Origin of the sequence: Sphingobium sp. CR28 (assembly GCF_052327305.1) — a bacterium.
GTDB lineage: Bacteria > Pseudomonadota > Alphaproteobacteria > Sphingomonadales > Sphingomonadaceae > Sphingobium.
Window position 1 is genome coordinate 400,855 of sequence record NZ_CP182486.1, and the last position, 26,562, is coordinate 427,416.

Genomic DNA, 26,562 nt, shown 5'->3' on the forward strand with positions numbered 1-26,562 from the left:
CAAGATGAACGAACTCACCAATTTCGCGAACCCGCAGGCCAAGACCGAAGTGTTCGACCAGATCCAGATCGGTATTGCCTCTCCCGAGCGCATCCGCAGCTGGTCCTTCGGCGAGATCAAGAAGCCCGAGACGATCAACTATCGCACGTTCAAGCCCGAGCGTGACGGCCTGTTCTGCGCGCGCATTTTCGGCCCGATCAAGGACTACGAGTGCCTGTGCGGCAAGTACAAGCGCATGAAGTACAAGGGCATCGTCTGCGAAAAGTGCGGCGTGGAGGTGACCGTCTCGAAGGTCCGCCGTGAGCGCATGGGCCATATCGAGCTCGCGGCGCCGGTCGCGCACATCTGGTTCCTGAAGTCGCTGCCGAGCCGCATTGGTCTGCTGCTCGACATGCAGCTCAAGCAGCTTGAACGCGTGCTCTACTTCGAGAGCTACATCGTCATCGAGCCGGGCCTCACCCCGCTGGAGCGCTATCAGCTCCTCACGGAGGACGAGCTGCTCGACGCGCAGGACGAGTATGGCGAGGATGCCTTCACAGCCGGCATCGGCGCGGAAGCCGTCAAGCAGATGCTTATTGCCCTCGATCTGGAAGGCGAGAAGCAAGCTCTGTTAGACGAGCTCGCCGTCACCAAGTCGGAGCTCAAGCCCAAGAAGATCATCAAGCGACTGAAGGTCGTCGAGAGCTTCCTGGAATCGGGCAATCGCCCCGAGTGGATGATCCTGGACGTCGTGCCGGTCATTCCGCCGGAGCTGCGTCCGCTGGTTCCGCTGGACGGCGGCCGTTTCGCGACGTCCGACCTTAACGACCTGTATCGCCGCGTTATCAACCGTAACAACCGCCTGAAGCGGCTTATGGAACTGCGCGCGCCGGACATCATCGTCCGCAACGAAAAGCGGATGCTACAGGAGGCCGTCGACGCCCTGTTCGACAATGGTCGTCGCGGTCGCGTGATCACTGGCGCCAACAAGCGTCCGCTCAAGTCGCTGTCGGACATGCTGAAGGGCAAGCAGGGCCGCTTCCGTCAGAACCTGCTCGGCAAGCGCGTCGACTATTCGGGCCGTTCCGTGATCGTGACCGGTCCGGAGCTCAAGCTGCACCAGTGCGGCCTGCCCAAGAAGATGGCGCTCGAGCTGTTCAAGCCGTTCATCTATGCGCGTCTCGACGCCAAGGGTCTCTCCATGACCCTGAAGCAGGCGAAGAAGTGGGTGGAAAAGGAGCGCAAGGAAGTCTGGGACATCCTGGACGAAGTGATCCGCGAGCATCCGGTTCTCCTGAACCGCGCGCCGACGCTCCACCGTCTTGGCATTCAGGCGTTCGAGCCGGTTCTGATCGAAGGCAAGGCGATCCAGCTTCATCCGCTCGTCTGCTCAGCGTTCAACGCCGACTTCGACGGTGACCAGATGGCCGTTCACGTGCCGCTGAGCCTTGAGGCGCAGCTGGAAGCGCGCGTGCTGATGATGTCGACCAACAACATCCTCAGCCCCGCGAACGGCAAGCCGATCATCGTGCCTTCGCAGGACATGGTGCTTGGCATCTATTACCTCTCCATGGAGCGCGAGGGTGAGCCCGGTCAGGGCATGCTGCTGGCGGACATGCAGGAGGTGCATCAGGCGCTCTTCACAAAGTCGGTGACGCTGCACTCTAAGATCGTGAGCCGCGTGCCTCAGACCGATGAGAATGGTCAGAGCTACATGAAGCGCGTCGAGACCACCCCCGGCCGCATGCTAATCGGCGAATGCCTCCCGCAGAGCCACAAGGTGCCGTTCGAGATCATCAACCGCCTTCTCACCAAGAAGGATATTGGTGACGTTATCGATCAGGTTTATCGCCACACCGGGCAGAAGGACACTGTGCTGTTTGCCGACGCCATCATGGCGCTCGGCTTCCGCCACGCGTTCCAGGCCGGCATCAGCTTCGGCAAGGATGACATGGTGATCCCGGACAGCAAGGAGCAGATGGTTGAAGAGACCCGCACGCTCGTCCGCGACTATGAGCAGCAGTATCAGGACGGTCTGATCACGCAGCAGGAGAAGTACAACAAGGTCATCGACATCTGGAACCGCTGCGGTGACCAGGTGGCGGCGGCCATGATGGACGAGATCCGTGCCGAGTATAAGGACGCCGAGACTGGCCGCCTTAAGCCGATCAACTCGATCTATATGATGAGCCACTCGGGTGCGCGCGGTTCTCCAGCGCAGATGAAGCAGCTCGCGGGCATGCGCGGCCTCATGGCCAAGCCGTCGGGCGAGATCATCGAAACGCCGATCATCTCGAACTTCAAGGAAGGTCTGACCGTCCTTGAGTACTTCAACTCGACCCATGGCGCTCGTAAGGGCCTCGCGGACACGGCGCTCAAGACGGCGAACTCAGGCTACCTGACCCGCCGCCTGGTCGACGTCAGCCAGGACTGCACGATCGTCGAGATCGATTGCGGTACTGACAAGGCTCTCGAGATGAAGGCGATCGTCCAGGGCGGCTCGGTCATCGCGTCGCTTGGCGAGCGCGTGCTTGGCCGTACCACGGCTGAGGATGTAGTCGACAGCAAGGATGGCTCGGTCATCGTGCCTGAGGGTACTTTGCTCGACGAGGCGATGGTCGCCAAGATCGAGGCCATCGGCATCCAGGGCATGAAGATCCGCAGCCCGCTGATTTGCGAAGCGAAGATGGGCGTCTGCGCCAAGTGCTACGGGCGCGATCTCGCTCGCGGCACGCCGGTGAACATCGGTGAGGCTGTTGGCGTCATCGCCGCTCAGTCGATCGGCGAGCCGGGCACGCAGCTGACCATGCGGACGTTCCACATCGGTGGCGCGGCGCAGCTCAACGAACAGTCGAACCTGGAGGCAGTCGCCGACGGTACGCTGGAATTGCGCGATATCCCCACCATCAAGGACAAGAACGGACGTCGTCTGTCGCTTGCCCGTAATGGTGAGATCGCGATCATCGATCTGGAGGGCCGCGAGCGTGCGACCCATCGCCTGCCTTATGGTGCCGCGATTCTCTTCGCCGACGGTGAGTCCGTGAAACAGGGCGATCGGATTGCCGAGTGGGATCCGTTCACCATGCCGGTGATCACCGAGAAGCCGGGTGTCGTGAAGTATCAGGACCTGATCGACGGCAAGACGCTGATCGAACAGACCGACGAAGCCACGGGTATTGCTCAGCGCGTCGTCACTGAGCATCGCGGTGCGTCCCGCACAAAGGAGGATCTGCGTCCGCGTCTCACTCTGCTCGACGACTCGTCGGGTGAAGCTGGCCGTTACATGCTTGCCGTGGGCGCCATGCTCTCGGTCGAGGATGGGCAGCAGGTGCAGGCGGGTGACGTGCTTGCACGTGTCTCCCGTGAGGCAGCAAAGACCCGTGACATCACCGGCGGTCTGCCGCGCGTTGCCGAGCTCTTCGAGGCCCGTAAGCCCAAGGACAATGCGATCATCGCAAAGGTCTCGGGTCGCGTGCAGTTCCTCAAGGACTACAAGGCCAAGCGCAAGATCGCGATCCTTCCTGAGGATGGCGGCGAAGCGGTCGAGTATCTGATCCCCAAGAGCAAGGTGATCGACGTTCAGGAAGGCGACTACGTCAAGCGTGGCGACAACCTGATCGGGGGCTCTTCTGATCCCCACGACATTCTGGAAGTGCTCGGTATCGAGCCTCTCGCCGAGTATCTCGTCAGCGAGATCCAGGAAGTCTATCGACTGCAGGGCGTGAAGATCAACGACAAGCACATCGAGACGATCGTTCGTCAGATGTTGCAGAAGGTTGAGATCACAGACGGTGGCGAGACCACGTTGCTCGCTGGCGAACAGGTCGATCGTGAAGAGATGGACGAGATGAACGCAAAGCTCTCTGCCGGCCAGAAGCCCGCAGAAGGCAAGCCCGTTCTTCTGGGCATCACCAAGGCGTCGCTGCAGACCCGCAGCTTCATCTCGGCGGCGTCCTTCCAGGAGACCACACGCGTACTCACCGAGGCGGCTGTCCAGGGTAAGAAGGACCAGCTCATCGGCCTCAAGGAGAACGTCATCGTTGGTCGTCTGATCCCGGCAGGTACGGGCTCCTCGATGAACCGCATGCGTATCGCTGCTAACAGTCGCGATGCTGCTCTGCGCGCGGCTATGCGGGCTGCGAATGAAGTTCACCTGGTTGCCCCGCAGACAGCAGCGGAAGAGCATGCCGCTGAGCTTCGCCAGCCGGTCGAAGCTGCCATCGGCGACGATCCGCTTGGCGCGGTGCAGGGTGAAGACTTCACCACCGAGGATATGGGCTGAACCCCATCTGAGGTTTGACCATGACGTAAAGAGCCCCGCCGGAGAAATTCGGCGGGGTTTTTCTTAGCCAGCTTCGCCGCCACCTATGGCTCTGCCCTCGCAAGAGGCTCGCTTACCGGTGTCAGGCAGGCTATCAGTAGATCGTGACCCTTTCGGCTTCTCTCTCGGCTGCAGAGCAGGACCTGATCAGCACCATCTCGGGCTTTCGGGAGGTCATGCTCCAGCATGTGCTTGAGTGGAGCGCGATTAATAGCGGCAGCCGAAACCTCTTGGGCCTTTCCAAAATGGCCGATGCGCTCACTGCAGCGTTCGGTTCACTCGGAGAGGTGACCCGCCTTGCATCAAGTCCAGTGGAATCGATCGACCAACTTGGTCGCAGGGTACAAGTCGCCCATGGCGACAATCTGCTCTTGCGCTTGCACGCTGATCTGCCTCGCCGCGTCCTGCTCGTGGGGCATATGGATACGGTCTTTCCGGCCGATCATGCGTTTCAGGAAACGCGTTGGCTGGATGAGCGAACGCTGAATGGTCCCGGTGTCGCCGACATGAAGGGAGGCATTGCCGTTCTACTCGCCGCTGTCCAAGCGTTCGAGTCGTCGCTCTTTTCCGGCTCGATCGGGATCGATGTTATTCTCAACGCGGACGAAGAGGTCGCTTCACTGGGCTCTGCGGCTTTACTCGCTGAGATGGCATCCGGCGCGCAGATCGGGCTGTGCTTCGAACCAGCTCAGACGCCGGACGGGGTGCTTGCCGGTGCGCGAAAAGGAAGCGGAAACTTCAGCCTCACGGTTACCGGCAAAGCCGCCCATGCCGGACGAAATCCGGAGGATGGGCGCAACGCGCTGCTGGCTGCCGCCGAAATTGCTCTGGATTTAGAGGCGCTGGGGACCGCGCGGCGTTACCTCAGCATCAATCCAGCACGGATCGATGGCGGCAGCGCAAACAATGTGGTGCCCGATAACGCCGTGCTGCGCTTCAATGTCAGAGTAGAGGCGCTGGAAGACCAGACCTGGTTTCTGGGAGAGCTTCATAGGGTCATTGGCGATGTGAGCGCCAAGCGGGACGTATCCATAGAGGTAGATGGCGGCTTTCACCGCCCCCCAAAGCCAATGGACGACCGGCAGCTTGGCTTGTTCGAACTCGCCCGCTCCTGTGGTCGCGACTTGGATCTTGATATCTCTTGGCGCTCGTCGGGCGGCGTCTGCGACGGAAACAATCTGGCGGCACATGGCCTTGCCGTCATCGATACCTTAGGTGTCCGGGGTGGCGCTATTCATTCACCGCAGGAGTATCTGATCGTCGACTCGCTCGTGGAGCGTGCGCAGTTGACCGCGTTGCTTCTCTCCCGCATCGCCACCGGGAACGGCTCGCCGTGGAATGCAGGCCCTTGACTGTATCGTTCACATAATACACTGTTGATCCGTAGGGATGGAACGACCGGACGCATGAACGATACGCCTCAGTTCGACCCAGCCCCCTTTGCTGCGCCGCCTCCACGAGAGGAATTTCAGGGGCGTGGCATGCCTTCCGCTTTTCCGCGGCCAAACTGGCGCCGACGCGCTCGGTTTGCCGCGTGGATCTTCGCGGTCCTGCTCGCGCTCCTCATTCTGACCGCTGCCTGGCTTGCAGTCACCGCCCCCCTCTCCCGCTCGCTTCGACCACCCGCGCCACCCAGCATCACGTTGGTGTCGGCGGATGGGAAGTTCCTGGCGCGACGAGGGGCTGCCATTGCCGAACCGGTCAAACTTTCGCAACTGCCCGATCATGTTCCTCAGGCCTTCATGGCGATTGAGGACCGCCGCTTCTATAGTCATTGGGGCGTCGATCCGCGAGGCGTTGCACGCGCGATGTGGCATAATCTGCGTGCCGGCCATGTGCGTGAGGGCGGCAGCACGATCACCCAACAACTCGCCAAGGGCGCTTTCCTCACTGCCGACCGGACCGCAGGCCGCAAGCTCAGGGAATTGCTCATTTCGTTCTGGCTAGAGGTCTGGCTCAGCAAGGACGAAATACTGGAGCGCTATCTTTCCAGCGTCTACTTTGGCGATAACGTCTATGGCCTTCGGGCTGCGTCGCTTCATTACTTCAACCGTCAACCCGAGCGGCTGACCATCCCGCAAGCGGCCATGCTCGCCGGGATGCTGAAAGCACCGTCGCGCCTGGCACCCACGGTTAATCCCAAGGCATCACGCGCCCGCGCCGCTCTTGTCGAAAAGGCCATGCTGGACGCCGGTTTCATAGACCAGTCCACCTACGACCGACTCGGCCCTATCAAGCTAAACGTTCAGCCCGTGCAGGAGGCGACGAGCGGCACCTACTTCAGCGACTGGGTCTTAGGAGAAGCTCGCGATCGCGCAGGTGAGGTTTATGGCGCCCAGACCGTCATGACGACGCTGGACAGCGCCATTCAGCGATTCGCCGCCGACGCAGTGCGTCGCGCCCCCCTGGGGAGGGCCCAAGTGGGGATCGTCGTCATGCGGCCGGACGGAACGGTCGTCGCGATGGTCGGCGGCAAGAGCTACAAGCAAAGCGCTTTCAACCGCGTAACGCAAGCACGCCGCCAACCTGGATCGACGTTCAAGCTATTCGTCTATCTCGCCGCGATCCGCGCCGGGATGACCCCGGACGACATGGTGGACGATACTCCGATTGTTGAAGGCAGCTACCGCCCCGAAAATAGTCATAGGCGTTATCGAGGGCGGATAACCCTGCGCCAGGCGTTTGCCTTCTCCAGCAATGTCGTGGCCGTGAGGCTCGCCCAGCAAGTCGGTATGGACGCCGTTACACGAGCCGCGCGCGACCTGGGCGTCACCAGTCCCATTGCCGATAATCTCTCCAGCGCGCTTGGCTCGTCAGGCATGTCTCTCATGGAGCTCGCGCAGGCCTATGCCGCTATTTCCGGGGATAGTTATCCAGTGCAGGCGCACGGCCTCCCGGAGAAAGAGCGCGGCTGGTTCGCGAACTTGCTGGATCGCCGCCGCACGTTCTCTGATCGCGAACTGGAGATGATGCGGGATCTCCTTTCCGCCGCAGCCAATGGCGGCACTGGCAGTCGCGCGGCCCTACGCACCGCGACATTCGGCAAGACCGGGACGACGCAGGACAATCGTGACGCGATATTTGTAGGTTATGCGGGCGGCCTGGTGACAGCGGTCTGGGTCGGTAACGACGATAACTCCCCCCTCCCCGGCGTATCCGGCGGAAGCATCCCCGCCCGCATCTGGCGAGACGTCATGGTGCGGGCAGTCGAGCATGGCGGTGCGGAGGACGGTGCAGGACAGAAGCCGGCAGCCGACGAACTGGAAGATGCCGCCAACGCGATCGGCAACATCGCTCTACCGGCCGGTCTCGGCAATGTCAGCGTAGGCCCGGATGGCCGTGAGCTGCGGATCGAGAGCGGTAACGGCGCGATCGAAGTTCGCGTACCGATCGGTGAAAATGGAACGCCGCAGACACCCAGCGTTCAGGTGCGGCCGCCTGTGATCCGACAGGAGCAACCGGGAACCAATCAATCCCCGCCCACCAGCCAGCCCTAAAGAGCAAAGGGCGCCGATGGGCGCCCTTCGAGAAGATGTGTGGAGTGGCGAGCCCTGCTCGCCGCCATTCAGCCCTTCTTGAGGGTGAGACCACCGAAACGCTTGTTGAAGCGTGCAACCTGACCGCCCGCGTCGAGAAGACGCTGGTTGCCGCCGGTCCAGGCAGGATGCGAGCTGGGATCGATGTCGAGCGCCAGCGTGTCGCCTTCCTTGCCCCAGGTCGAGCGAGTCTGGAAACTCGTGCCGTCCGTCAGCTGAACGGTGATGAAATGATAATCGGGATGCGTATCGGTCTTCATGATAAGGCTCCATGTTTGGCTGGTTTCCGACCAGCCCGGGAGGTTTCCGGCTATCCGGGAAAGTGGCGCCCATAGCGGCCCACGCGTTATGGCGCAAGGAAAAGCTGGAGGCGATGCGACCCGCGCGTCGCTCCGCTGTTCAGCTCAGTCCTTTGGAGGGTCCGCGATCATTGCGACACACTGCGCTTCCGCGCAGAGCTTCCCATCGACGATCGCCTTTCCGGCAAACTTGCAAATTGCGCCGCGAACCTGTGTGAACTCGACATGGAAGTCGATCAGGCACCCGGGCTCGATCGGGGAACGGAACTTCGCCCCTTCTATGCCCATGAAATAGACGAGTTTGCCAGTGCCGGCTAACCCGAGCGACTCAACCGCCAGAATGCCGGCCGCCTGGGCAATCGCCTCGACGATGAGAACGCCAGGCATAATCGGTCGTCCGGGGAAATGGCCCTGGAAGAAAGGTTCGTTGATCGACACCGCCTTGACCGCGTGAATCGATGTGCTCGGCACATAAGACACCACGCGGTCGATGAGCAGCATCGGGTAGCGATGTGGCAGCGCCGCCATCACTCCCCGAATATCAAGCGGTCCCCTGGTTTCAGCCAAGGTAGCTTCGCTTTCCGCCATGTGTCCTCAGCGACTCTGCGGCCTGGAGGGTTGCGGCGTCGCAGCCGGAGCAGCCGTCGCGGGCGCGGTAGCGGCGGGCGCAGCGCCCTGCTGCTGACCACCCGGGCGCCAACCGGCCGGAGGCGTGATGCTCACCGAAGGCACCATCGTATTGAGCTGCGTCTTGACCTGCGCGGTAATGTCGACGGTCGGCTGATAGGAGACGGTCGCTTCGGGCTTGAGAACCAGATCAACCTTGGCGGCTGTCATGGCAGCCTTCAGCGCGTCAGAGAGCTTGGCGCCGATCTGCTCTTCGACATAGGCCTGCGCAAGCTGGATCGGCTGGCCGAGACGCTCCAGTTCCGTGCGGGCGTCGGCTTGCGCCTTCTGGAAGGCCTCATACTGCGTCTGAATAGCCGGAGTCGGCTGATTGTTAGCCGCCTGCAGCGCGCTCTGCAAAGCCGTCTGCTTGGTCTGAAGATCAGTCTGCAGCGCGGTGTTGCGCGCATTAAATGCGTCGATCTGCGCCTTGTAGGTCGTCTGCATCTGGGTGCGCGCCGTCGTGTAGGCGTTCGACTCGTAAACCGCCTGCTCCACATTGGCTACGGCGATGCCCTGACGAGACTGCGCCAGCGCAGGCGCCGTTCCGGCAACGGCAAGCGAGGCAGCGGCCAGCGCTGCGGCTTTGAAGGTCATGGTCATCAGAATTGTGTCCCTACATTGAATGTCACAAGTTTGGTGTCATCGCCCTCCTCGGAGAGGAGAGCCTTTGCAATGTCGATACGGAACGGGCCGAAGGGCGAGTTCCAGTTCACGCCAAAGCCCACGGAAACGCGGGGTTTAGGTGTATTACCGTAAAAGAACTCCTTGAATGAGCCGACATTATAACCAACCAAGTTCGATCCGGTTGGGCAGTTCGTCCCGTTCGGGATTGAGCTGACAGAACCGGGCGTGCCGTCGGAATTGGTCACCTGACACTGTCGAAGACCATTTACGTCGTACGTCGGTATGATCGATCCATTGGGAATGTCGATAAGCCCGCCATTGGCGTAAGTTGGCGACCGTACGCCGAAGACCGCACCGACATCGGCGAAGATCGACGGACGAAGGCCCATGTCCCGAGCGCCGGAACCGAGCGGAATCTCGAGCTCTGCGCGGCCGCGATAATAAGCGCGACCACCAATGGCGTCATCCTGCCAGGTGCGCCGATCCTCGCTGAAACCCGTCGGATTGCCGTTCGCATCGAAAAGATACTGTTTGCGGATCACGCGAGGTCCGATGCCGCGAATGTCAAATCCGCGCATCTGGGGATCGCCCAGGAAGAAACGATCAACCAGACGGACTGGATCGGCGCTCGGGCTGCGGCCTTTCTGGAAGCTGTGGATATATCCACCTTCGCCCTGCAGCGAGAACACGAAGCCGCTGCCAAGCGGGAAGAACTTACTCGCATTGGCCACGGTGCGTATATAGCGCACATTGCCACCAAGGCCGGCAAAATCCTGACTGAGCGTAAAGCTGTGGCCGCGTGTCGGTCGGATCCGGTTATCGCGCGTATCGTAGATCAGCGAATAACCAATTGACGACGTAGTTCGCCGCCCAATTGAATCGCACAAATAGCGACCTGCGAGCAACGGGTCGCACTCCAGTACTCCAGGCGTCGCACGATCGGAGAAATATGTAGCCCGATCGAGCGTCACATTGTCGAACGACAAACCGTAGCGCAGGGCCAGTGAGACATACTCAGTGAGAGGCACGCCCGCGCGTAGCTGGAACCCATTTGTCACCTGGCTATAGGTCGTATTGCGGGTATTACTGTTCAGATAATTGAAGCTGTTCAGATCGCGACGGAAAATATCGCCACCCAAAGCGATGTTCTTGTCCAGGAAATAGGGCTCGGTGAACCCGACTTCGACCGATTTGGAATAGCTCGAATAGTTGACGCTTGTGCGCAGCTCCTGCCCCAAGCCGCGGAAGTTGCGCTGCGTGATCGATGCCGCGAGAATGAAGCGCTCAAGGCTCGAGAAACCTGCAGACAACTGCAACTCGCCGGTCGAGCGCTCTTCGACGTTCGTCTCCAGAACAATGCGATCGGGCGCGGAACCGGGCTTCTGCTCCACTTCGAGCTTCTCCTGGAAGAAGCCGAGAGAGTTGATGCGGTCCTGCGAACGCCGAACAAGGAAGCTGTTGAACGCATCGCCTTCCTGAAGTCGGAACTCCCGCCGCACAACCTTGTCCTGCGTCAACGTATTGCCGTTGATGTCGATGCGCTCGACATAAACGCGTGGCGCATTGGCAATGCGGAAGGTGATCGACATCGTCAGATCATCCTTGCTCCGGTCGAACTCCGGGTTGATATCGGAGAAAGCATAGCCAAAAAGACCGGCGGTTTGATTGAGCTGATCGACCGTATCTTCGACGAGCTTGGCATTATACCAGTCGCCCTTCTTCATACGGAGCGAATTGGTCAGAGTCGTCGAGGAAAGCTCGCGAATGTCGCTTTCGACTTTGACGTCGCCAAACTTGTAGCGATCCCCCTCTTCCACCACATAGGTGATGATGAAGTCTTGCTTGTTCGGCGTCAGCTCCGCCACGGCTGACACGACGCGGAAGTCGGCATAACCTTCAGTCAGATAAAACTGACGCAGCTTCTGCTGGTCGTAGGCAAGGCGATCGGGGTCGTAGGTCGTGCCCGAAGAAAACAACCGGAAGAAGCGCGCCTGCTTCGTCACCATCTCATTGCGCAGCTCACCATCGGAGAATTTCTCATTCCCGATGATGTTGATCTGCCGGACCTTGGATTTCGCGCCTTCGGAAATCTCGTAAACGATATCGACGCGGTTCTGGTCCAGCTTCACGAGCTTGGGATCGACGACCGCAGCGAACCGGCCCTGACGTCGATACAGCTCGATGATACGCGCCACGTCTGCGCGCACCTTCGACCGAGTATAGATCTGCCGGGGCGCCATCTTGATTTCCGGTAGGATCTTCTCATCTTTAAGGCGCTTATTGCCTTCAAGCACGATGCGGTTGATCACCGGGTTTTCGACAACTGTAACGGTCAGCGCACCGTTATCATCGCGGATCTGGACGTCCGAGAAAAGCTCGCTCGCGTAGAGATCTTTGAGCGCGGCATCCAACGATTCCCGCGTATAAGGCTGGCCGACGCGCAGCTTGGTGTAAGAAAGGACCGTATCGGGTTCCAGGCGCTGCGAGCCCGTAACATTGATCGACTTGATCGGAGCCTGCTGCGAAATCTCAGGCAGCGTCAGAACCTGTCCATTCGACCCGGCGGCCGGAGTGGCTGGTGGCGCAGTGGGCCCGCCCCCCTGCGCCGGCGCCTGAGCTCGTGCGGGCATAGCGACCGCGCCGGCGAGAATCGTGCAGCCAAGCAGCATGGGCAGGAGACGGGCCGAGCCAATCATCATCCTCGTCTCGTTCACTCCTGAAGTCCTTAACTGACAAATGATAGGAAAAGTCGGGCGGCCCATAGCCCTTGGGCAGCACTCCCTGCCCCAAGAGCACTAGCCAATCAAGCGGGACAGCCCTCGCCAGAGGCCGAATGACGATAAATCGTTGATCGTAACCAGCGCCATTAGCCCAAGAAGCAGTGCTAGACCCGACCGAAGAGCGAACTCCTGGATACGGGCGCTCACGGGTTTGCGCTGAATCGTCTCGATTCCATAAAAAAGCAAATGACCCCCGTCGAGCATAGGGATTGGCAATAAGTTGATGAATCCCAGATTAATCGAGATGAGGGCAATGAAGAAGGCCAGATCGGCTGGCCCACGGGCGGCCTGCTCGCCCGAAAGCTGTGCCATTTTGAGCGGACCACCGAGCTCCGACACCGGGCGACGGCCTGTAACGATCTGTACCAGACCTTCGGCCATCATGCCCACAAGCGCGCCCGTCTGGCGAAGAGCAACAATTGGCGCCTCAATGATCGAAACGTCCCTGGCGACGGGCTTCCCCGAACGCACACCGATCTGGCCGATCCGATATTCCGTACCGAAACGGTCCTTCTCGACTCTGACACCAACCACGAGCGGCACCTGCTCAACGGAACCGTTGCGCTGCACATCCAGCGTCATTGTCTGGCCGGGATATGGGACAACCGCACGGCTTAGCTGTTCGAAGCGCTCTATGGGTGTTCCGTCGACAGCAACGACCGTATCACCCGGCTTTATGCCTGCCGCTGCTGCTGCGCTATCGGGAAGAACCGCGCTGATGCGCGCGGGCGTGACATTCTCTCCATACGCCACTGCAAAGCCAGCTAGGATAGCCGCAGCGAACAGGAGATTGATCAGGGGGCCCGCAAGGACGATCAGTGATCGTTGCCATACCGGCTTGGCCTGAAAGGTGCGCTCCCGCTGCGCCGCAGGCAGTTCCATCCAGCGCGGATCAGCGGTGCTCGCCGGGTTCATGTCTCCAGCGAACTTCACATAGCCGCCGAGAAGGAAAGCACCGACGCGCCAGCGCGTGCCGCGACGATCGGTCCAATGGGCCAGCTCGGGGCCGAAACCGATGGAGAAGGCGTCCGCGTGCACGCCGAACCATCTACCGACCCAATAATGGCCCATTTCGTGGACAAAAACGAGCGGGCCGATCACCAGAATGAAAGCCAATATGGTCATCAGAAATCCGGGATTCTCAGTCAAACGGCCATTTCCTCTGCCACTTTGACCGCATCTCGTCGCGCAGTCTCATCTATCGCCCAGACATCTTCAATCGCATGCGGCGCATCATACGCCTTCCGAGCAATCACGTCTTCCACAATCATGGCGATTTCAAGGAAGCCAATCTGCCCCGCCAGGAAAGCTGCCACGGCGACCTCATTTGCAGCGTTCAGCACTATGGGCGCCGCGCCGCCCGCTTCTACTGCCGCCCGCGCCAAGCGCAGCGCAGGAAAGCGGTCCACATCCGGAAGCTCGAAATCGAGCCGTCCGATCGCGGCCAGATCCAGCGGCCGACAAGGCGTTTCCATCCGCTCCGGCCAGGCCAGCGCGCTTGCTACAGGAATCCGCATGTCGGGGCTGCCAAGCTGAGCGATGGTTGAGCGATCCCGGAACTCGACCATGGAGTGGATCACCGATTGGGGATGGACCAGAATATGGAGCCGCTCCAGCCCCACCGGAAAGAGATGGTAGGCCTCAATGAGCTCCAGCCCCTTATTCATCATCGTGGCACTATCGACGCTGATCTTGGCGCCCATGGACCAATTGGGATGCCGCACTGCCTGAGCGGGCGTGACCTGACGCATCTCTTCCAGGGAAAATGTCCGAAACGGCCCGCCACTGGCTGTGAGGGTAATACGGGAAACATCCTCGATCCTGCCGCCCGCAAGACACTGGAAAATAGCGTTATGTTCACTGTCGACTGGTAACAGCGTCGCACCACTGCGAGCGACCGCGTCCATCATGAGAGAGCCCGCGGAAACCAGCGACTCCTTATTTGCCAGAGCCACCGTGCGGCCCTGCCGGATCGCCGCGAGTGTCGGCGCAAGTCCCGCGCAACCGACGATCGCGGACATCGTCCAGTCAGCGCCCAGCGCCGCGCCCGCCGTCAGAGCCTCACGGCCTGCCGCTGCCTCGACACCGCTGCCAGCAAGGGCCTCTTTCAAGGCACCGTAGCAGCTCTCGTCCGTGACGATGGCGAGCTTTGCCTGATGGAAAATGGCTGCGCGCGCCAGCGCATCTACATTGTTGTGGGCAGTGAGCGCGAGAACCTCATAACGATCGGCATCGCGCCCGATAAGGTCCAGCGTAGATTGGCCCACCGATCCGGTGGCCCCCAATATGGTGACAGTGCGGCAAGTCAAATCCAGCCCGCCCCATGAACTATGCCCGCCGCGATCGCACCGGCCATCAGGCCATCGACCCGGTCCAAGAGGCCGCCGTGCCCCGGTATGAGTGTACCGGAGTCCTTCAGTCCCGCTTTGCGCTTGAGCCAGCTCTCGAGAAAGTCACCCGCTTGCGCCACGACTGCAAGAATGATGGCAAGGAGAGCAGCGCAGGCGGCCGACCACGCGGAAAGCATCGATTGCAGCACAAGCGAGCCGATCAGCACGACTGCAGCCCCGACTATGCCCCCGCCAAGACCGGCCCAGGTCTTTGAAGGACTGATGGCCGGCGCGATCTTCGGCCCACCTATTGCCCTACCCGCGAAATAGGCGCCGCTATCCACGGCAATGACGGCAATGATGAGAATAACCCGCGTCATCGGCGGCAGCGTGACCAGCGCAAGGCAGGCAAGGGCGATATAAGCGATCCCGCAAATGACCCACAGGATACGCTCGCTGGGAGAGCGCGTAATCCTGCGCGCCATGCCCCAATATTCAGCCGCAAGAAGCACACCGATAATGCCGACGAAGAAGGTGAATACCCAGCCCCCGGCCCACAGCACGAGCGCAACGGCGAAGATCATCGCACAGGCCGAGATCAGCCTGAGGCGCAGTTCAGATGTCATGCATCATGGCTTTGCATAATCACAGCCCGCCGTAGCGGCGTTCGCGGCGCGCGAAGACCTCGACGGCTTCCTTCAGCGCATCTGCCCCGAAATCGGGCCAGAGCGTTGGGGTGAAATAGAGCTCGGCATAAGCCGCCTGCCATAGGAGGAAGTTGGAGAGGCGCTGCTCGCCAGATGTTCTGATGAGGAGATCAAGCGGCGGCAGATCGGCCGTATCGAGACCAGCAGCAATATCCTCGGACTGAATGGCCGAGGGATCAATCTCGCCGGCGACGGCCTTACGCGCGAGAAGCCGCGCAGCCCGTGTCAACTCGTCCTGCGCGCCGTAATTGAGTGCGACCGCCAGCGTGGAACCGGTGTTGCCCGAAGTGCGCTCCAGAGCACCCTCAATCAGTTTCACCGCTTCGCTCTCGAACGCTTTGTAATCTCCGATAATTCGGAGACGCACATTATTGGCGTGGAACTCGTCCATATCCGCCCGGATAAAGTGCTTCATCAGCCCTGTGAGGTCACTGATCTCCTGTTCGGGCCGCCGCCAGTTCTCAGAGGAAAACGCGTAAAGGGTGAGGCACGCAACGCCCATTTCCCTCGCCGCGCGCGTGACCGTACGCACCGCTTCGACCCCGGCGCGATGGCCGGCAATTCTCGGTAGGCCGCGCGACTTCGCCCAGCGACCATTGCCGTCCATGATGATTGCGATGTGGCGCGGCAGATCACCGCCGCCGCTCTCAGGCATGGCAGCGCTATCGGCCGCCTCGACCGCCCTGCCCTTGGCGCGTCCGAAAATCACGGCTCGACGCGCTCCTTGGCGCGCATAGGACCGCTTTTACTGGCCAAGGATCTCTTTCTCCTTGGCTGCGGCTGCAGCGTCGATATCCGCCACGGTCGCGTCGGTGAGCTTCTGGACCTCAACCTCGAAGCGCTTGCGCTCATCCTCGCTGATTTCGCCCTTCTTCTCGTCCGTCTTGAGGTTATCCATCCCGTCACGGCGAACGTTGCGAGCGGCGACCCGCGCCTTTTCCGCATATTGGCTCGCGAGCTTCGCCAGATCCTTACGGCGCTCTTCAGTAAGATCGGGAATGGGCAGACGCAGAGTCTGGCCGTCCATAATCGGATTGAGCCCCAGACCGGCCGATCGGATCGCCTTATCCACCGGCCCCACATTGCTCTTGTCCCAGACCTGCACCGAGAGCAGCCGCGGCTCGGGTGCTGACACCGTCGCCACCTGATTGAGCGGCATATGCGCTCCGTAGACCTCAACAGTCACAGGATCGAGCAGCGAGGCGTTTGCCCGGCCCGTGCGCAGGCCGGAAAGATCGCCCTTCAGCGCTTCGACGGCTCCGGCCATCCGGCGCTCGAGATCTGCCTTGTTATACTGGGGCATGCTGCGCTCCTCTTTATAGTCGTTCGGACGCTCAGGCGGTTTCAGCCACGGTGGTGGAAATGCCGTCTCCGGCCAGCACCTTGGCAAGATTTCCCTGCTCGCGAATGTTGAACACAATGATGGGGATCGCGTTCTCCCGGCATAGAGCCACGGCGCTCGCATCCATCACTTTGAGATTGTCGTTCAGAACCTGATCGTAGGTTACCCGGTCATAGCGCTTCGCGGTCGCGATTTTCTTGGGGTCCGCATCATAGACACCATCCACCGATGTGCCCTTGTAAAGCGCGTCGCACTTCATTTCCGCCGCGCGCAGCGCCGCGCCGCTGTCGGTGGTGAAGTAAGGCGCGCCAACCCCGGCAGCAAAAATCACCACCCGGCCCTTCTCGATATGACGGACTGCCCGGCGGCGGATGACCGGCTCGCAAACCTTGTCCATCTCGATCGCCGACTGGACCCGCGTTTCGACCCCCAGTTGCTCCAGCGAGTTCTGCATCGCCAGCGCGTTCATGACCGTCGCGAGCATACCCATATAGTCGGCCTGCGCGCGGTCCATGCCCTTTGCGGCGCCCGCCATACCGCGGAAGATGTTCCCTCCGCCGATGACAAGACAGAGTTCGTATCCGGCATCCTTCGCTGCCTTCACCTCAGCCGCGACACGGGCGACGGTCTGCGGATCGATACCGAACTGCCCGGCTCCCATCAGGACTTCGCCTGAGAGCTTCAAGAGAATGCGCTTGGAAGGCTGAGCCGTCATTGTGCTTGCTGCACCCTGTTGCCTGAAAGAAGGAACGGCGCGGACACTAGAGCGCCCGCGCCGCGAAGCCAAGCGCCGCGAGGCGCCCGTCGGCAGGAAAATCAGGCGCCGGCTGCTGCCGCTGCCACTTCCGCTGCGAAGTCGCTTTCTTCCTTCTCGATACCTTCGCCGAGCTGGAAGCGAACATAGTTCTTGAGAACAATCGTCGTGCCCGCATCCTTGGCGGCCTTCGCGACGACATCCGCGACCGGAGTCTTGTTGTCCATCACGAACAGCTGCGAAAGCAGCGCGTTTTCCTTGGCGAACTTGGCGACCGCACCATCAACCATCTTGGCGACGATTTCGGCGGGCTTGCCCGACTCTGCCGCCTTCTCGGCTGCGACCTTGCGCTCGCGATCGAGAATCTCAGGTGCGATGTCATCAGCCTTCAGCGCGACAGGGAAAGCCGCCGCAATGTGCATCGCGATCTGCTTGCCGAGCGGCTGGAGCACGTCGGCGCCGGCCGGGCTCTCCAGTGCGACCAGCACACCGATCTTGCCGAGGCCGGGAGCCGCTGCGTTATGCACATAATCGACGACTAGACCCTGATCGACGGCCACGGCAGCCACGCGACGCAGCGCCTGATTCTCGCCGATCGTGGCGACATTGGTAACCAGCGCGTCACCGATCGTCGCGCCGGCAGGATGCGGCGCCGCCTTGAGTTCTTCAGCATCCGCGATTCCGCTTTCCAGCGCGACCTTGGCAGCCGTGCGCGCGAAATCCTGGAACTGTTCGTTCTTGGCAACGAAGTCGGTCTCGCTGTTCACTTCGACCGCGACGCCCTTGGTTCCGGACACCGCGACGGCTACGAGACCCTCGGCAGCCGTGCGGCTGGACTTCTTGGCAGCAGCAGCCAGACCCTTGGCACGCAGCCAATCGACTGCGGCTTCCACGTCACCTGCGGTTTCAGCAAGCGCCTTCTTGCAGTCCATCATGCCGGCGCCCGAGCGCTCACGCAAATCCTTGACAGCTGCAGCAGTAATTTCAGCCATGTTCCTTGGCTCCTGATAAGCTTGAAAATTGCAATCCGATATGCGCGACCGATGACAGTTGCGCGTCATAACCGGATAGCGATCTGCTCCAGGCTTGCCGGCCCCGCCGCAATGACGGCGCCAGCGTTAAGCCCGGAGCGATGCCGTGTGGGTCAGGCCTCGACAGCCTCTTCGACCGGCGGCTCAGCCAGCGCACCAAGATCGACGCCGGCAGCTTCCTGCGCGCCACGATTGCCCCTGGTCGATGCCTGGGCCACCGCTTCGCAATAGAGGCGGATCGCACGGCTGGCATCGTCATTGGCCGGAACCGGGAAAGCAATACCACTCGGATCGACATTCGAATCGAGGATGGCGACAACTGGAATACCAAGCGTGTTGGCTTCCTTGATCGCGAGCTCTTCCTTGTTGGCGTCGATCACGAACATCACGTCCGGGATGCCCGCCATGTCACGGATGCCGCCCAGAGAAAGCTCCAGCTTATCGCGCTCGCGCGTCATCTGAAGTACTTCCTTCTTGGTGAAGCCGTGCGTGTCGCCCGAGAGCTTCTCTTCCAGCGTCTTGAGGCGCTTGATCGAGCCCGAGATGGTCTTCCAGTTGGTGAGCATACCGCCCAGCCAACGGTGATTGACGAAATGCTGACCTGAACGGCGTGCAGCTTCAGCGATCGGCTCCTGCGCCTGACGCTTTGTGCCGACGAACAGCACCTTACCGCCCGACGCCACGCTCGCCGAGATGAAGTCGAGAGCGCGCGCGAAAAGCGGCACTGTCTGCGACAGGTCGAGAATGTGAATGCCGTTCCGCTCGCCGAAAATATACGGCTTCATGCGAGGGTTCCACCGATGGGTCTGATGGCCGAAATGCGCGCCGGCTTCGATCAATTGGTTCAGATTGACGACAGGTGCCGCCATAATTTTGCTCCTTCCGGTTAAGCCTCTGGGACTCCGTGACCCGCAAAAGCGAGCACCGGGATGTATTGAGTCCCATGTGGGTTAGGCCGCGGCGCCTAGTCCAAATCGACAATCAGATCAACCCTTGACGAGCGGCCTTTTATGGAACAAATAGTGAACACGCAACAAAAGGGCGTGCAAGACGTTGGCTTAATGTCGAATCTGCGCCGGGTTTGGAAAGGCTCATCATGGTCGCTACGCTGGCTTCGCTCCTGTTCATGGGCACCTTCGCTTTTTCGCTCACCGTCATCCTGGGCATGACATCATCCCGGTGGACGCAAATCCGCACGTCGCTGCGCAACCTGGCACCTCTCGGTCTTGAAGCGAGCGAAACAAGTTGTCGCGACGAGAAGCGGGCCTGCAATGCAGCCCCACTCGTTAGTTTATCCGTTCTGACGCTTCCTGCGCGCTGGTAGCAGAAATCCGGCGCGTCACCCGCGCGTAACTCATAACGCCGAATGGAATGAGCGTCGCATAGACGAGCGTCAGCGAAAGCAGACTGATCCAGGGCGCCACCATCAGCATCGCGGCGAAGAGGCCAGCAGCGCCAATTGCAAAAAGTCGCCATTCCGGAGGCAGGCGAAGGCGCTTCCAACCCAGAGTGGGCACGTTGGACACCATGAGGAACGACGTGACGATGAGCCAGGGCGCGACGAGCTTCCAGTCCTTGAAGATGTCCATTCCCGAGACGAACCAGGCATAGAGCGGCAGAAAGGCAAGACCTGCCCCTGCCGGCGCCGGAACGCCAGTGAGGAAACCCGCCGCCTTCTTGGGCTGATCAAGCACGTCGATATTCGCGTTGTAGCGTGCAAGACGCAGTGCGCAGGCGAGCGCATGGGCCAGCACGACAATCCAGCCGAAGCGCGGCATTTCCTGGAGCGACCAGAGGTAGAGGATGATCGCGGGAGAGACGCCGAATGCGATCACGTCCGAAAGAGAGTCGAGCTCAGCGCCGAACCGACTTTCACCGCTCAGCATCCTTGCGACCCGACCATCTATTCCGTCGAGTACCCCCGCGAAGATAATCGCCGCAACCGCCCGCTCCCAATCGCCGGCAATGCCGTAGCGAATACCCGTAAGGCCAAAGCAGAGCGCCATCGCGGTAATGGCATTGGGGGCAACCTGCCGCAGAGTAATGCCTCTCCGCATGCCCAGCGGTATCGGACGACGCTTTCGCATCACTGCCTTACGCTTGTTGTGGCTATTGCGTTCCCGATGCGCGCCAGCACCGTTTCACCCGCCACAGTGTGAGTGCCCAGCGTCACGTCGGGTGCAGTGCCTGCGGGAAGATAAACATCCACGCGACTACCAAAACGGATAAGCCCTACCCGCTGCCCGGCCGCGATGATATCGCCCCGCTTTACGAACGGAACGATACGGCGCGCGACAAGGCCCGCAATCTGAGTGAAGCCGATTCTGACACCATCGGCACGTTCGACGAGAATGTGCTGGCGCTCATTGTCCTCGCTCGCCTTGTCGAGATCGGCATTCACAAACTTTCCGCTAATATAAACGATGGCTTTAATCGTGCCGCTGATCGGCGTCCGGTTTATGTGAACATCGAACACGCTCATGAAGATCGAGACGCGCGTCATCAGTTCGTTGCCGAGACCATCCGGCCCGGCCAGTTCCGGCGGCGGGGGCACTTGCTGAATGAGAGTGACCAGACCGTCGGCCGGCGCGACGATCGCAGTTTCATCCTGCGGGACCGCACGAACTGGATCGCGGAAGAATGCCAATACCCAGATCGTTACGCCCGCCATGAGCCAGGCCACCACGGACCAGCCCAACAACGCGAAGATGCCGGTAATCCCCGCAGCGATCGCTCCGAACTTGCGCCCTTCGGGATGAACGCTCGGAAACTGCCATCTTACTTCTGTCCGCACGGACGGCGGTGGCCTAAGGTCTGAAGAATTGTCTATCATGAACGCTGTGTAGGCTGCGCGGGGACAACGCACAATCACATTGCCTGATATGGGTCCACATACCGGGCCCATGGCGGATTTTGCGGCGCAACAGTTGAACATCGCGCGAGCTTTGCCTAGAGCCGAAGGGTTCTCAGCGGGCGCACCGCGCCCTCCTCTGCAATAAGGAAAGATCCGCGCGCTATGGCCAAGATCAAGGTTAAAAACCCGATCGTCGAGATCGACGGTGACGAAATGACCCGGATCATCTGGGAATGGATTCGTGAGCGCCTGATCAAGCCTTACCTTGACATAGACCTGCACTATTATGATCTGGGCGTGGAGGAGCGTGACCGCACCAACGACCAGATCACTATCGACAGCGCCAAGGCGATTCAGAAGTATGGCGTCGGCGTCAAATGCGCGACGATTACGCCGGATGAAGCGCGTGTCGAAGAATTCGGCCTCAAGGAAATGTGGAAGTCACCTAACGGGACTATCCGCAATATCCTGGGCGGCGTCGTCTTCCGCGAGCCGATCGTCATTTCGAACGTGCCGCGCCTGATACCCGGCTGGACCAAGCCGATCGTTGTTGGCCGCCATGCCTTTGGCGACCAATATCGCGCGACGGACTTTAAGGTGCCCAGCGCCGGCAAGCTACGCCTGGTGTGGGAAGGCGAGAATGGCGAAAAAATCGATCGCGAGGTCTTCAACTTCCCCGGCTCGGGCGTGGCGCTGGCCATGTACAATCTTGATGAGTCTATCCGGGATTTCGCCCGCGCGTCGCTGAATTACGGCCTCAATCTGAAATGGCCGGTCTACCTCTCGACGAAGAACACCATTCTCAAGGCCTATGACGGACGTTTCAAGGATCTGTTCCAGGAAGTTTTCGAAACCGAAGGGTTCAAAGAAAAATTCGCCGAAGCAGGCATCGAGTATCAGCATCGCCTGATCGACGACATGGTTGCTTCCGCACTGAAATGGCACGGCGAGTTCGTCTGGGCATGCAAGAATTACGACGGCGATGTGCAGTCTGATCAGGTTGCGCAGGGCTTCGGTTCGCTCGGCCTCATGACATCGGTACTGATGTCGCCCGATGGGAAGACCGTGGAAGCGGAAGCCGCGCATGGCACGGTGACGCGTCACTATCGCCAGCATCAGCAGGGCAAGGCGACGTCGACCAACCCCATTGCATCGATCTTCGCATGGACCGGCGGCCTCAAGTTCCGCGGGAAGTTCGACGATACGCCGGAGGTGACCAAGTTCGCCGAGACGCTTGAAAGAGTTTGTATCAAGACCGTCGAGGATGGGTTCATGACCAAGGATCTCGCGATCCTCATCGGCCCCGATCAGGCATGGATGACAACCGAACAGTTCTTCGAGAAGATCCGCGTCAACCTCGAGAGCGAGATGGCGAACTGGGCCTAAGGATCGCCTAGCCGGTCGATAAATAGAAAAGCCGGGTCGGTTCTACCGCGTCCGGCTTTTCAATATCGGGACACACCCCCGAGGAACGCTACACCGCATGTAAGCGCAGGCCTCTACGGCCAGTTCAGGCGCTAATCATCTCGGGCACGATCGGCAGGCTACGAATGCGCTTGCCAGTGGCGGCATAGATTGCATTTGCGAGAGCCGGGATGACAGGCGGCAGGGCTGGTTCCCCAAGGCCAGTGGGCGAGTAATCCGTCTTGACGAACTCGACGTGAATCGTGGGCGTCTCGGCAATACGCTGAAGCGGATGAGTGTCGAAGTTGCCCTGCTCCACGGCTCCTTTCACCTGCGTGATCTTCTGTCCGGCGAGTGCCTGCCCCAGACCCTCAATTACCGAACCCTGCACCTGATGAAGCGCATTGATCGGATTGATGATCTGACTGCCCACATCGCCCGCCACCCAGACAGTCTTCACTTTGGGAGCGCCATCCTCGATCACGACTTCCAGCACCTCAGCGAAATAGCCCATATGGCTGAAGTAGAAGGCGAAGCCCTTGCCGCTGCCCTTGCGCAGGGATTTGCGCCCTGCCCAATCAGCCATGGCGCAGACTTTTTCGATCACGCCTCTGGCGCGCGTGGTAATAAACGCCGGAGCGTTGCTACCGCGCGAGAGCTCCTGGGGCTTAGCGAACAACTCCAGCATCAGCGTCGGCAGATCCCTGCCCGCAGCCTCCGCCACCTCGTCGAGAAATGCCTGCGTCACAAAGGCGAGCGCATTCGAGCCGGGTGCGCGCAACCAGCCTGTCGGCAGGTTGGTGGCAAGCATGCTTTGCTCCAGCAGAACATTGGGGATCAAACCGGCCGGCAGTTCGGTAGCCGGCATTTCTGCGGCCCGAAGTGGCCGTCCACCCTGACCAAACGTAACGAAGTGGTCATGGAAAGCCGTCAAGGCGCCATCTTTGCCGATCGCGGCACGGAAGCCATGCCAGCCCGCGGGACGGAAGAAGTCCCGCCGCATATCGTCCTGCCTCGTGTAGAGCAGCTTGACCGGAATACCCGGCACCTGCGCAGCGATGACGGCGACCTGCACCATATAATCGTTCAAAAGGCGGCGACCAAAACCCCCACCGATCCGCAGGAAATTGATACGGACCTTCTCGGGAGAAATGTTCAGAGCCTTGGCTACCGATGCACGCCCGCTTTCGGGATTTTGGGTAGGTGCCCAGAGCTCGATGGCACCATCCTTGAACAAAGCCGTGCAATTCTGCGGCTCAAGAGTGGCGTGAGCCAAAAAGGGATAGCTATAGTCGGCCTTTACCACCTTTGCAGCCGAGCCGAAGGCGGCATCGACGTCCCCTGTGCGCACAATATCCGCATCGGCCTTGGCGGTCCGGCGCGTCCGCGCCTGGCGCTCATAGTCGTCTGTGGAGAAACCGCGCTGGGCGGTATCGTCCCACTCCACCTTGAGGGCTTCGCGGGCTTTGTTCGCGGACCACCAGCTTTCGGAGAGGATCGCGACCCCGTCAAAAAGTGACTCTGCCTGACCGTCGCCCTTGATCGTGAGCACGTGGCGTACACCCGGCTGCGCCCGCACAGCCTCAAGATTCGCGGATTTCAGAGTGCCGCCATATGCTGGGCATGTCTCCAACACAGCGTACAGCATGCCGGGCAGCTTGAAATCGATACCATAAAGGGGCTTGCCTGCGACAATCGCCGGGGTGTCCACGCCCACGATCGATTTGCCGATGATGCGAAACGCGGACGGCTCTTTCAGCGTCAGGCTCGCAGGATCGGGCGGCGTAATCCGCGCCGCAGCCTCAGCCAACGCCGCATAGGTCATGGTTCGGCCGGACGCTGGGTCGGTCACCTTGCCGCTCCCGGTCTTCAACGTCTCGGGCGCGACCTTCCATTGCGCGGCTGCGGCCGCGACAAGCATCGCTCGTGCCGCAGCGCCGGCACGTCGCGTGGGCAGCCATTCCCGTGGCGTGGTGCGGCTTCCGCCCGCGGTCTGCCCACCGAAGATCGCCTGATCAGCATGAGTCTGCTCGATGCTGACCTGCGCCCAGTCGACGTCCAGTTCCTCCGCGATGAGCATCGGGAGCATCGTTTTTGCGCCCTGCCCCACTTCTGCGTTCTTCGCCCCGATGATGACCCGGTTGTCGGGCAGGATGCGGATGAAGGCGCTCAGGATCACCGGCTGTGTTTCCGCCGCGCTGGCCATCGGCACGCGAAGGTCAAAGAGCAGGCCTCCGCCGGCCAGTAGCGACGCACTGATAAATCCGCGTCGCGAGAGCGATTCCACCGCGCTCATGCGGCTGCTCCTGCGGCCGCCTTGATCGCTGCTCGAATGCGGACGTAAGTGGAGCAGCGGCACAAATTACCTTGCATAGCGGCGTCGATATCGTCGTCGCTCGGCTTCGGGGTCTGATTGAGCAGCGCCACCGCGCTCATGATCTGACCCGCCTGACAATAGCCGCATTGCGGCACATCCTGTTCGATCCACGCAGCCGCGATACGCTTGCCTGCTGGACTTGCCGCTACACTCTCGATGGTTGTGATCGACATGCCGTCTACGTCACCCACCGGGGTCTGGCAGGCCCGGGTCGGGGCGCCATCGACATGAACGGTGCAAGCACCGCAAAGGCCGGCACCACACCCGAATTTCGTGCCCACAAGGTCGAGATCCTCGCGCAGGACCCACAGCAGAGGCTTGGTCGGGTCGCCATCGACCGAGCGCTTCTTTCCATTCACTGTCAAATTGACCGGCATAGGCCCTCCCGTTCGGCGATATTGGGGCGGAAGTCCTGCCCTTGTCTACCCCCGGCTCGGATCGAATGAGGCGTTTGACGTAGAGCGTCCTGCTTGCGTCTATTTCGTCCCAAACGGGATTGCATGACCTGCACAAGGTTGGCGCCGCACACGTCGGTAGCGCAGCTCAATCACCTCCATACGTCATACACCCCATGTCTCCCGCCCGGTTGCCCAATCAGATACCCGTTATGAACGCCCAGTCCGCGATTTCCGCGTCGTTTCACTGTGAACCCGAGCGAGTGAGCGGGCACGCCATGATCGCGTTCTCCAAACGAGAAATCCGGGACATGGCAGAGGTCGCTCCTGCGCGCTTATTGTTCCCGGAAGGCAAGAAGAGCGACTTCCCGCTCGTATTCGTAACAAGCACCAGCGGAGGCCTTGCCGGCGGTGATCGCATGACGTTGGCGATATCGATCGCCCCTGGCGCCTCCGGCACGGTCGTTCCCCAGACAGCCGAGAAGATACATGGCAGCCGGCCTGAGGAACCCCCGACTACGATCAAGACCCGCATCTCTATTGGCGAAGGTGGCCGATGCGAATGGGTGGCGCATGAAGCCATCCTGTTTGATCGCGGCAGAATGCGCCGGTCTCTTGATATAGATCTGACCGCAGACGCACGCGTTCTGGCTATGGAAACATTGGAACTGAGCCGCGACACTCAAGATGAGGCCTGCACAAACGGGTCCATTTACGACAGCTGGACTATTCAGCGCGATGGCCGTCTGATCTGGTCAGACACGCTGCGCTTTGAAGGGGAGATCCCCCAACTCGAAGAGCCGCCCTCCAACGATGCCCCTGCTCCAGCAAGTGCGACGCTTGTCTATGCCGGACCAGACGCACGGGATCACCTGGCGCTGGCGCGGACACTCATGGCGCCTGCCGGCGGGAAAGTGATAGATTTCGATGGCCTACTGGTCATGCGGCTAAGCAGCGGCGATCCCCAGACGCTGCGGCGGGATTTGATGCGGGCGGGCGGGGTTCTGCGGGCTGCGATATTCGGGGTGTCGCCTTCCATGGCCGCCATCGGCTATCGTTAGACCATGACGCTGAGGACATGCTGCACGATTGACGCCCGAGGTCGCATGGACAGGTCAGCCGGCTTATGACGGCCGCCGCAACCGTTGCGTCGGCAACGC

21 protein-coding genes are annotated in these 26,562 nt (G+C 60.7%); 5 read left to right on the top strand and 16 right to left on the bottom strand.

Annotated features, from left to right (window positions below; all coding sequences use genetic code 11):
• Positions 1-4 precede the first annotated feature (4 nt).
• The 3 genes from rpoC (at position 5) to ACNAOH_RS01840 (ending at position 7,797) form a co-directional block, all read left to right on the top strand.
• The gene (rpoC, locus tag ACNAOH_RS01830) at positions 5-4,261 is read left to right on the top strand and encodes a DNA-directed RNA polymerase subunit beta' (protein ID WP_443971076.1); all 4,257 of its coding nucleotides are present in this window, start codon (positions 5-7) and stop codon (positions 4,259-4,261) included.
• Between the two features lie 143 nt (positions 4,262-4,404).
• Positions 4,405-5,652, top strand: coding sequence for a hydrolase (locus ACNAOH_RS01835; RefSeq protein WP_443971077.1), 1,248 nt, complete (start codon positions 4,405-4,407; stop codon positions 5,650-5,652).
• 54 nt (positions 5,653-5,706) lie between these two features.
• Entirely contained in the window at positions 5,707-7,797 is a 2,091-nt protein-coding gene (locus ACNAOH_RS01840; RefSeq protein WP_443971078.1) for a transglycosylase domain-containing protein, read from the top strand.
• Between the two features lie 68 nt (positions 7,798-7,865).
• Here ACNAOH_RS01840 and rpmE read toward each other — a convergent pair whose 3' ends face one another.
• The 14 genes from rpmE to ACNAOH_RS01910 form a co-directional block, all read right to left on the bottom strand.
• Positions 7,866-8,096 (bottom strand): 50S ribosomal protein L31, encoded by a 231-nt coding sequence (rpmE, locus tag ACNAOH_RS01845; protein ID WP_443971079.1) that lies wholly within the window; start codon positions 8,094-8,096, stop codon positions 7,866-7,868.
• Between the two features lie 144 nt (positions 8,097-8,240).
• Complete coding sequence (fabZ, locus tag ACNAOH_RS01850) at positions 8,241-8,723, bottom strand: 3-hydroxyacyl-ACP dehydratase FabZ (RefSeq protein WP_443971080.1); 483 nt, start codon at positions 8,721-8,723, stop codon at positions 8,241-8,243.
• A 6-nt stretch (positions 8,724-8,729) separates the two neighbouring features.
• Positions 8,730-9,404: an OmpH family outer membrane protein gene (locus tag ACNAOH_RS01855; protein ID WP_443971081.1), complete on the bottom strand. Its 675-nt coding sequence runs from the start codon at positions 9,402-9,404 to the stop codon at positions 8,730-8,732.
• The gene (bamA, locus tag ACNAOH_RS01860; RefSeq protein WP_443972025.1) at positions 9,404-12,124 is read right to left on the bottom strand and encodes an outer membrane protein assembly factor BamA; all 2,721 of its coding nucleotides are present in this window, start codon (positions 12,122-12,124) and stop codon (positions 9,404-9,406) included. The genes ACNAOH_RS01855 and bamA overlap by 1 nt, the downstream gene beginning before the upstream one ends.
• 99 nt (positions 12,125-12,223) lie before the next feature.
• Entirely contained in the window at positions 12,224-13,357 is a 1,134-nt protein-coding gene (gene rseP, locus ACNAOH_RS01865; RefSeq protein WP_443971082.1) for an RIP metalloprotease RseP, read from the bottom strand.
• Complete coding sequence (dxr, locus tag ACNAOH_RS01870) at positions 13,354-14,517, bottom strand: 1-deoxy-D-xylulose-5-phosphate reductoisomerase (protein WP_443971083.1); 1,164 nt, start codon at positions 14,515-14,517, stop codon at positions 13,354-13,356. Before dxr ends, rseP begins: the two co-directional genes overlap by 4 nt.
• Positions 14,514-15,164 carry a phosphatidate cytidylyltransferase gene (locus tag ACNAOH_RS01875; RefSeq protein WP_443971084.1) on the bottom strand — a complete coding sequence of 217 codons (651 nt, stop codon included), beginning with the start codon at positions 15,162-15,164 and terminating at the stop codon, positions 14,514-14,516. Before ACNAOH_RS01875 ends, dxr begins: the two co-directional genes overlap by 4 nt.
• 19 nt (positions 15,165-15,183) lie before the next feature.
• Complete coding sequence (locus ACNAOH_RS01880) at positions 15,184-15,954, bottom strand: isoprenyl transferase (RefSeq protein ID WP_443971085.1); 771 nt, start codon at positions 15,952-15,954, stop codon at positions 15,184-15,186.
• Between the two features lie 36 nt (positions 15,955-15,990).
• Complete coding sequence (gene frr, locus ACNAOH_RS01885) at positions 15,991-16,548, bottom strand: ribosome recycling factor (RefSeq protein ID WP_443971086.1); 558 nt, start codon at positions 16,546-16,548, stop codon at positions 15,991-15,993.
• Between the two features lie 31 nt (positions 16,549-16,579).
• Positions 16,580-17,302, bottom strand: a complete 723-nt coding sequence (gene pyrH, locus ACNAOH_RS01890; protein ID WP_443971087.1) for a UMP kinase — start codon at positions 17,300-17,302, stop codon at positions 16,580-16,582.
• Between the two features lie 101 nt (positions 17,303-17,403).
• Positions 17,404-18,333 carry a translation elongation factor Ts gene (gene tsf / locus ACNAOH_RS01895; protein ID WP_443971088.1) on the bottom strand — a complete coding sequence of 310 codons (930 nt, stop codon included), beginning with the start codon at positions 18,331-18,333 and terminating at the stop codon, positions 17,404-17,406.
• A gap of 152 nt (positions 18,334-18,485) precedes the next feature.
• A complete protein-coding gene (gene rpsB / locus ACNAOH_RS01900; RefSeq protein ID WP_443971089.1) occupies positions 18,486-19,241 on the bottom strand; it encodes a 30S ribosomal protein S2 in 756 nt (251 codons plus the stop codon).
• 417 nt (positions 19,242-19,658) lie between these two features.
• On the bottom strand, positions 19,659-20,459 hold the full coding sequence (locus ACNAOH_RS01905; RefSeq protein ID WP_443971090.1) for a CDP-alcohol phosphatidyltransferase family protein: 801 nt from the start codon (positions 20,457-20,459) through the stop codon (positions 19,659-19,661).
• Positions 20,459-21,205 (bottom strand): phosphatidylserine decarboxylase, encoded by a 747-nt coding sequence (locus tag ACNAOH_RS01910; protein ID WP_443971091.1) that lies wholly within the window; start codon positions 21,203-21,205, stop codon positions 20,459-20,461. Before ACNAOH_RS01910 ends, ACNAOH_RS01905 begins: the two co-directional genes overlap by 1 nt.
• A gap of 183 nt (positions 21,206-21,388) precedes the next feature.
• Here ACNAOH_RS01910 and ACNAOH_RS01915 point away from each other — a divergent pair, with 183 nt between their 5' ends.
• Entirely contained in the window at positions 21,389-22,612 is a 1,224-nt protein-coding gene (locus tag ACNAOH_RS01915; RefSeq protein WP_443971092.1) for an NADP-dependent isocitrate dehydrogenase, read from the top strand.
• 124 nt (positions 22,613-22,736) lie between these two features.
• Here the strand turns inward: ACNAOH_RS01915 and ACNAOH_RS01920 are convergent, their stop codons facing one another.
• Positions 22,737-24,926, bottom strand: coding sequence for a molybdopterin cofactor-binding domain-containing protein (locus ACNAOH_RS01920; RefSeq protein WP_443971093.1), 2,190 nt, complete (start codon positions 24,924-24,926; stop codon positions 22,737-22,739).
• Positions 24,923-25,384 carry a (2Fe-2S)-binding protein gene (locus ACNAOH_RS01925; protein WP_443971094.1) on the bottom strand — a complete coding sequence of 154 codons (462 nt, stop codon included), beginning with the start codon at positions 25,382-25,384 and terminating at the stop codon, positions 24,923-24,925. The genes ACNAOH_RS01920 and ACNAOH_RS01925 overlap by 4 nt, the downstream gene beginning before the upstream one ends.
• 296 nt (positions 25,385-25,680) lie before the next feature.
• Here ACNAOH_RS01925 and ACNAOH_RS01930 point away from each other — a divergent pair, with 296 nt between their 5' ends.
• Complete coding sequence (locus tag ACNAOH_RS01930) at positions 25,681-26,463, top strand: urease accessory protein UreD (RefSeq protein ID WP_443971095.1); 783 nt, start codon at positions 25,681-25,683, stop codon at positions 26,461-26,463.
• Positions 26,464-26,562: the final 99 nt, after the last annotated feature.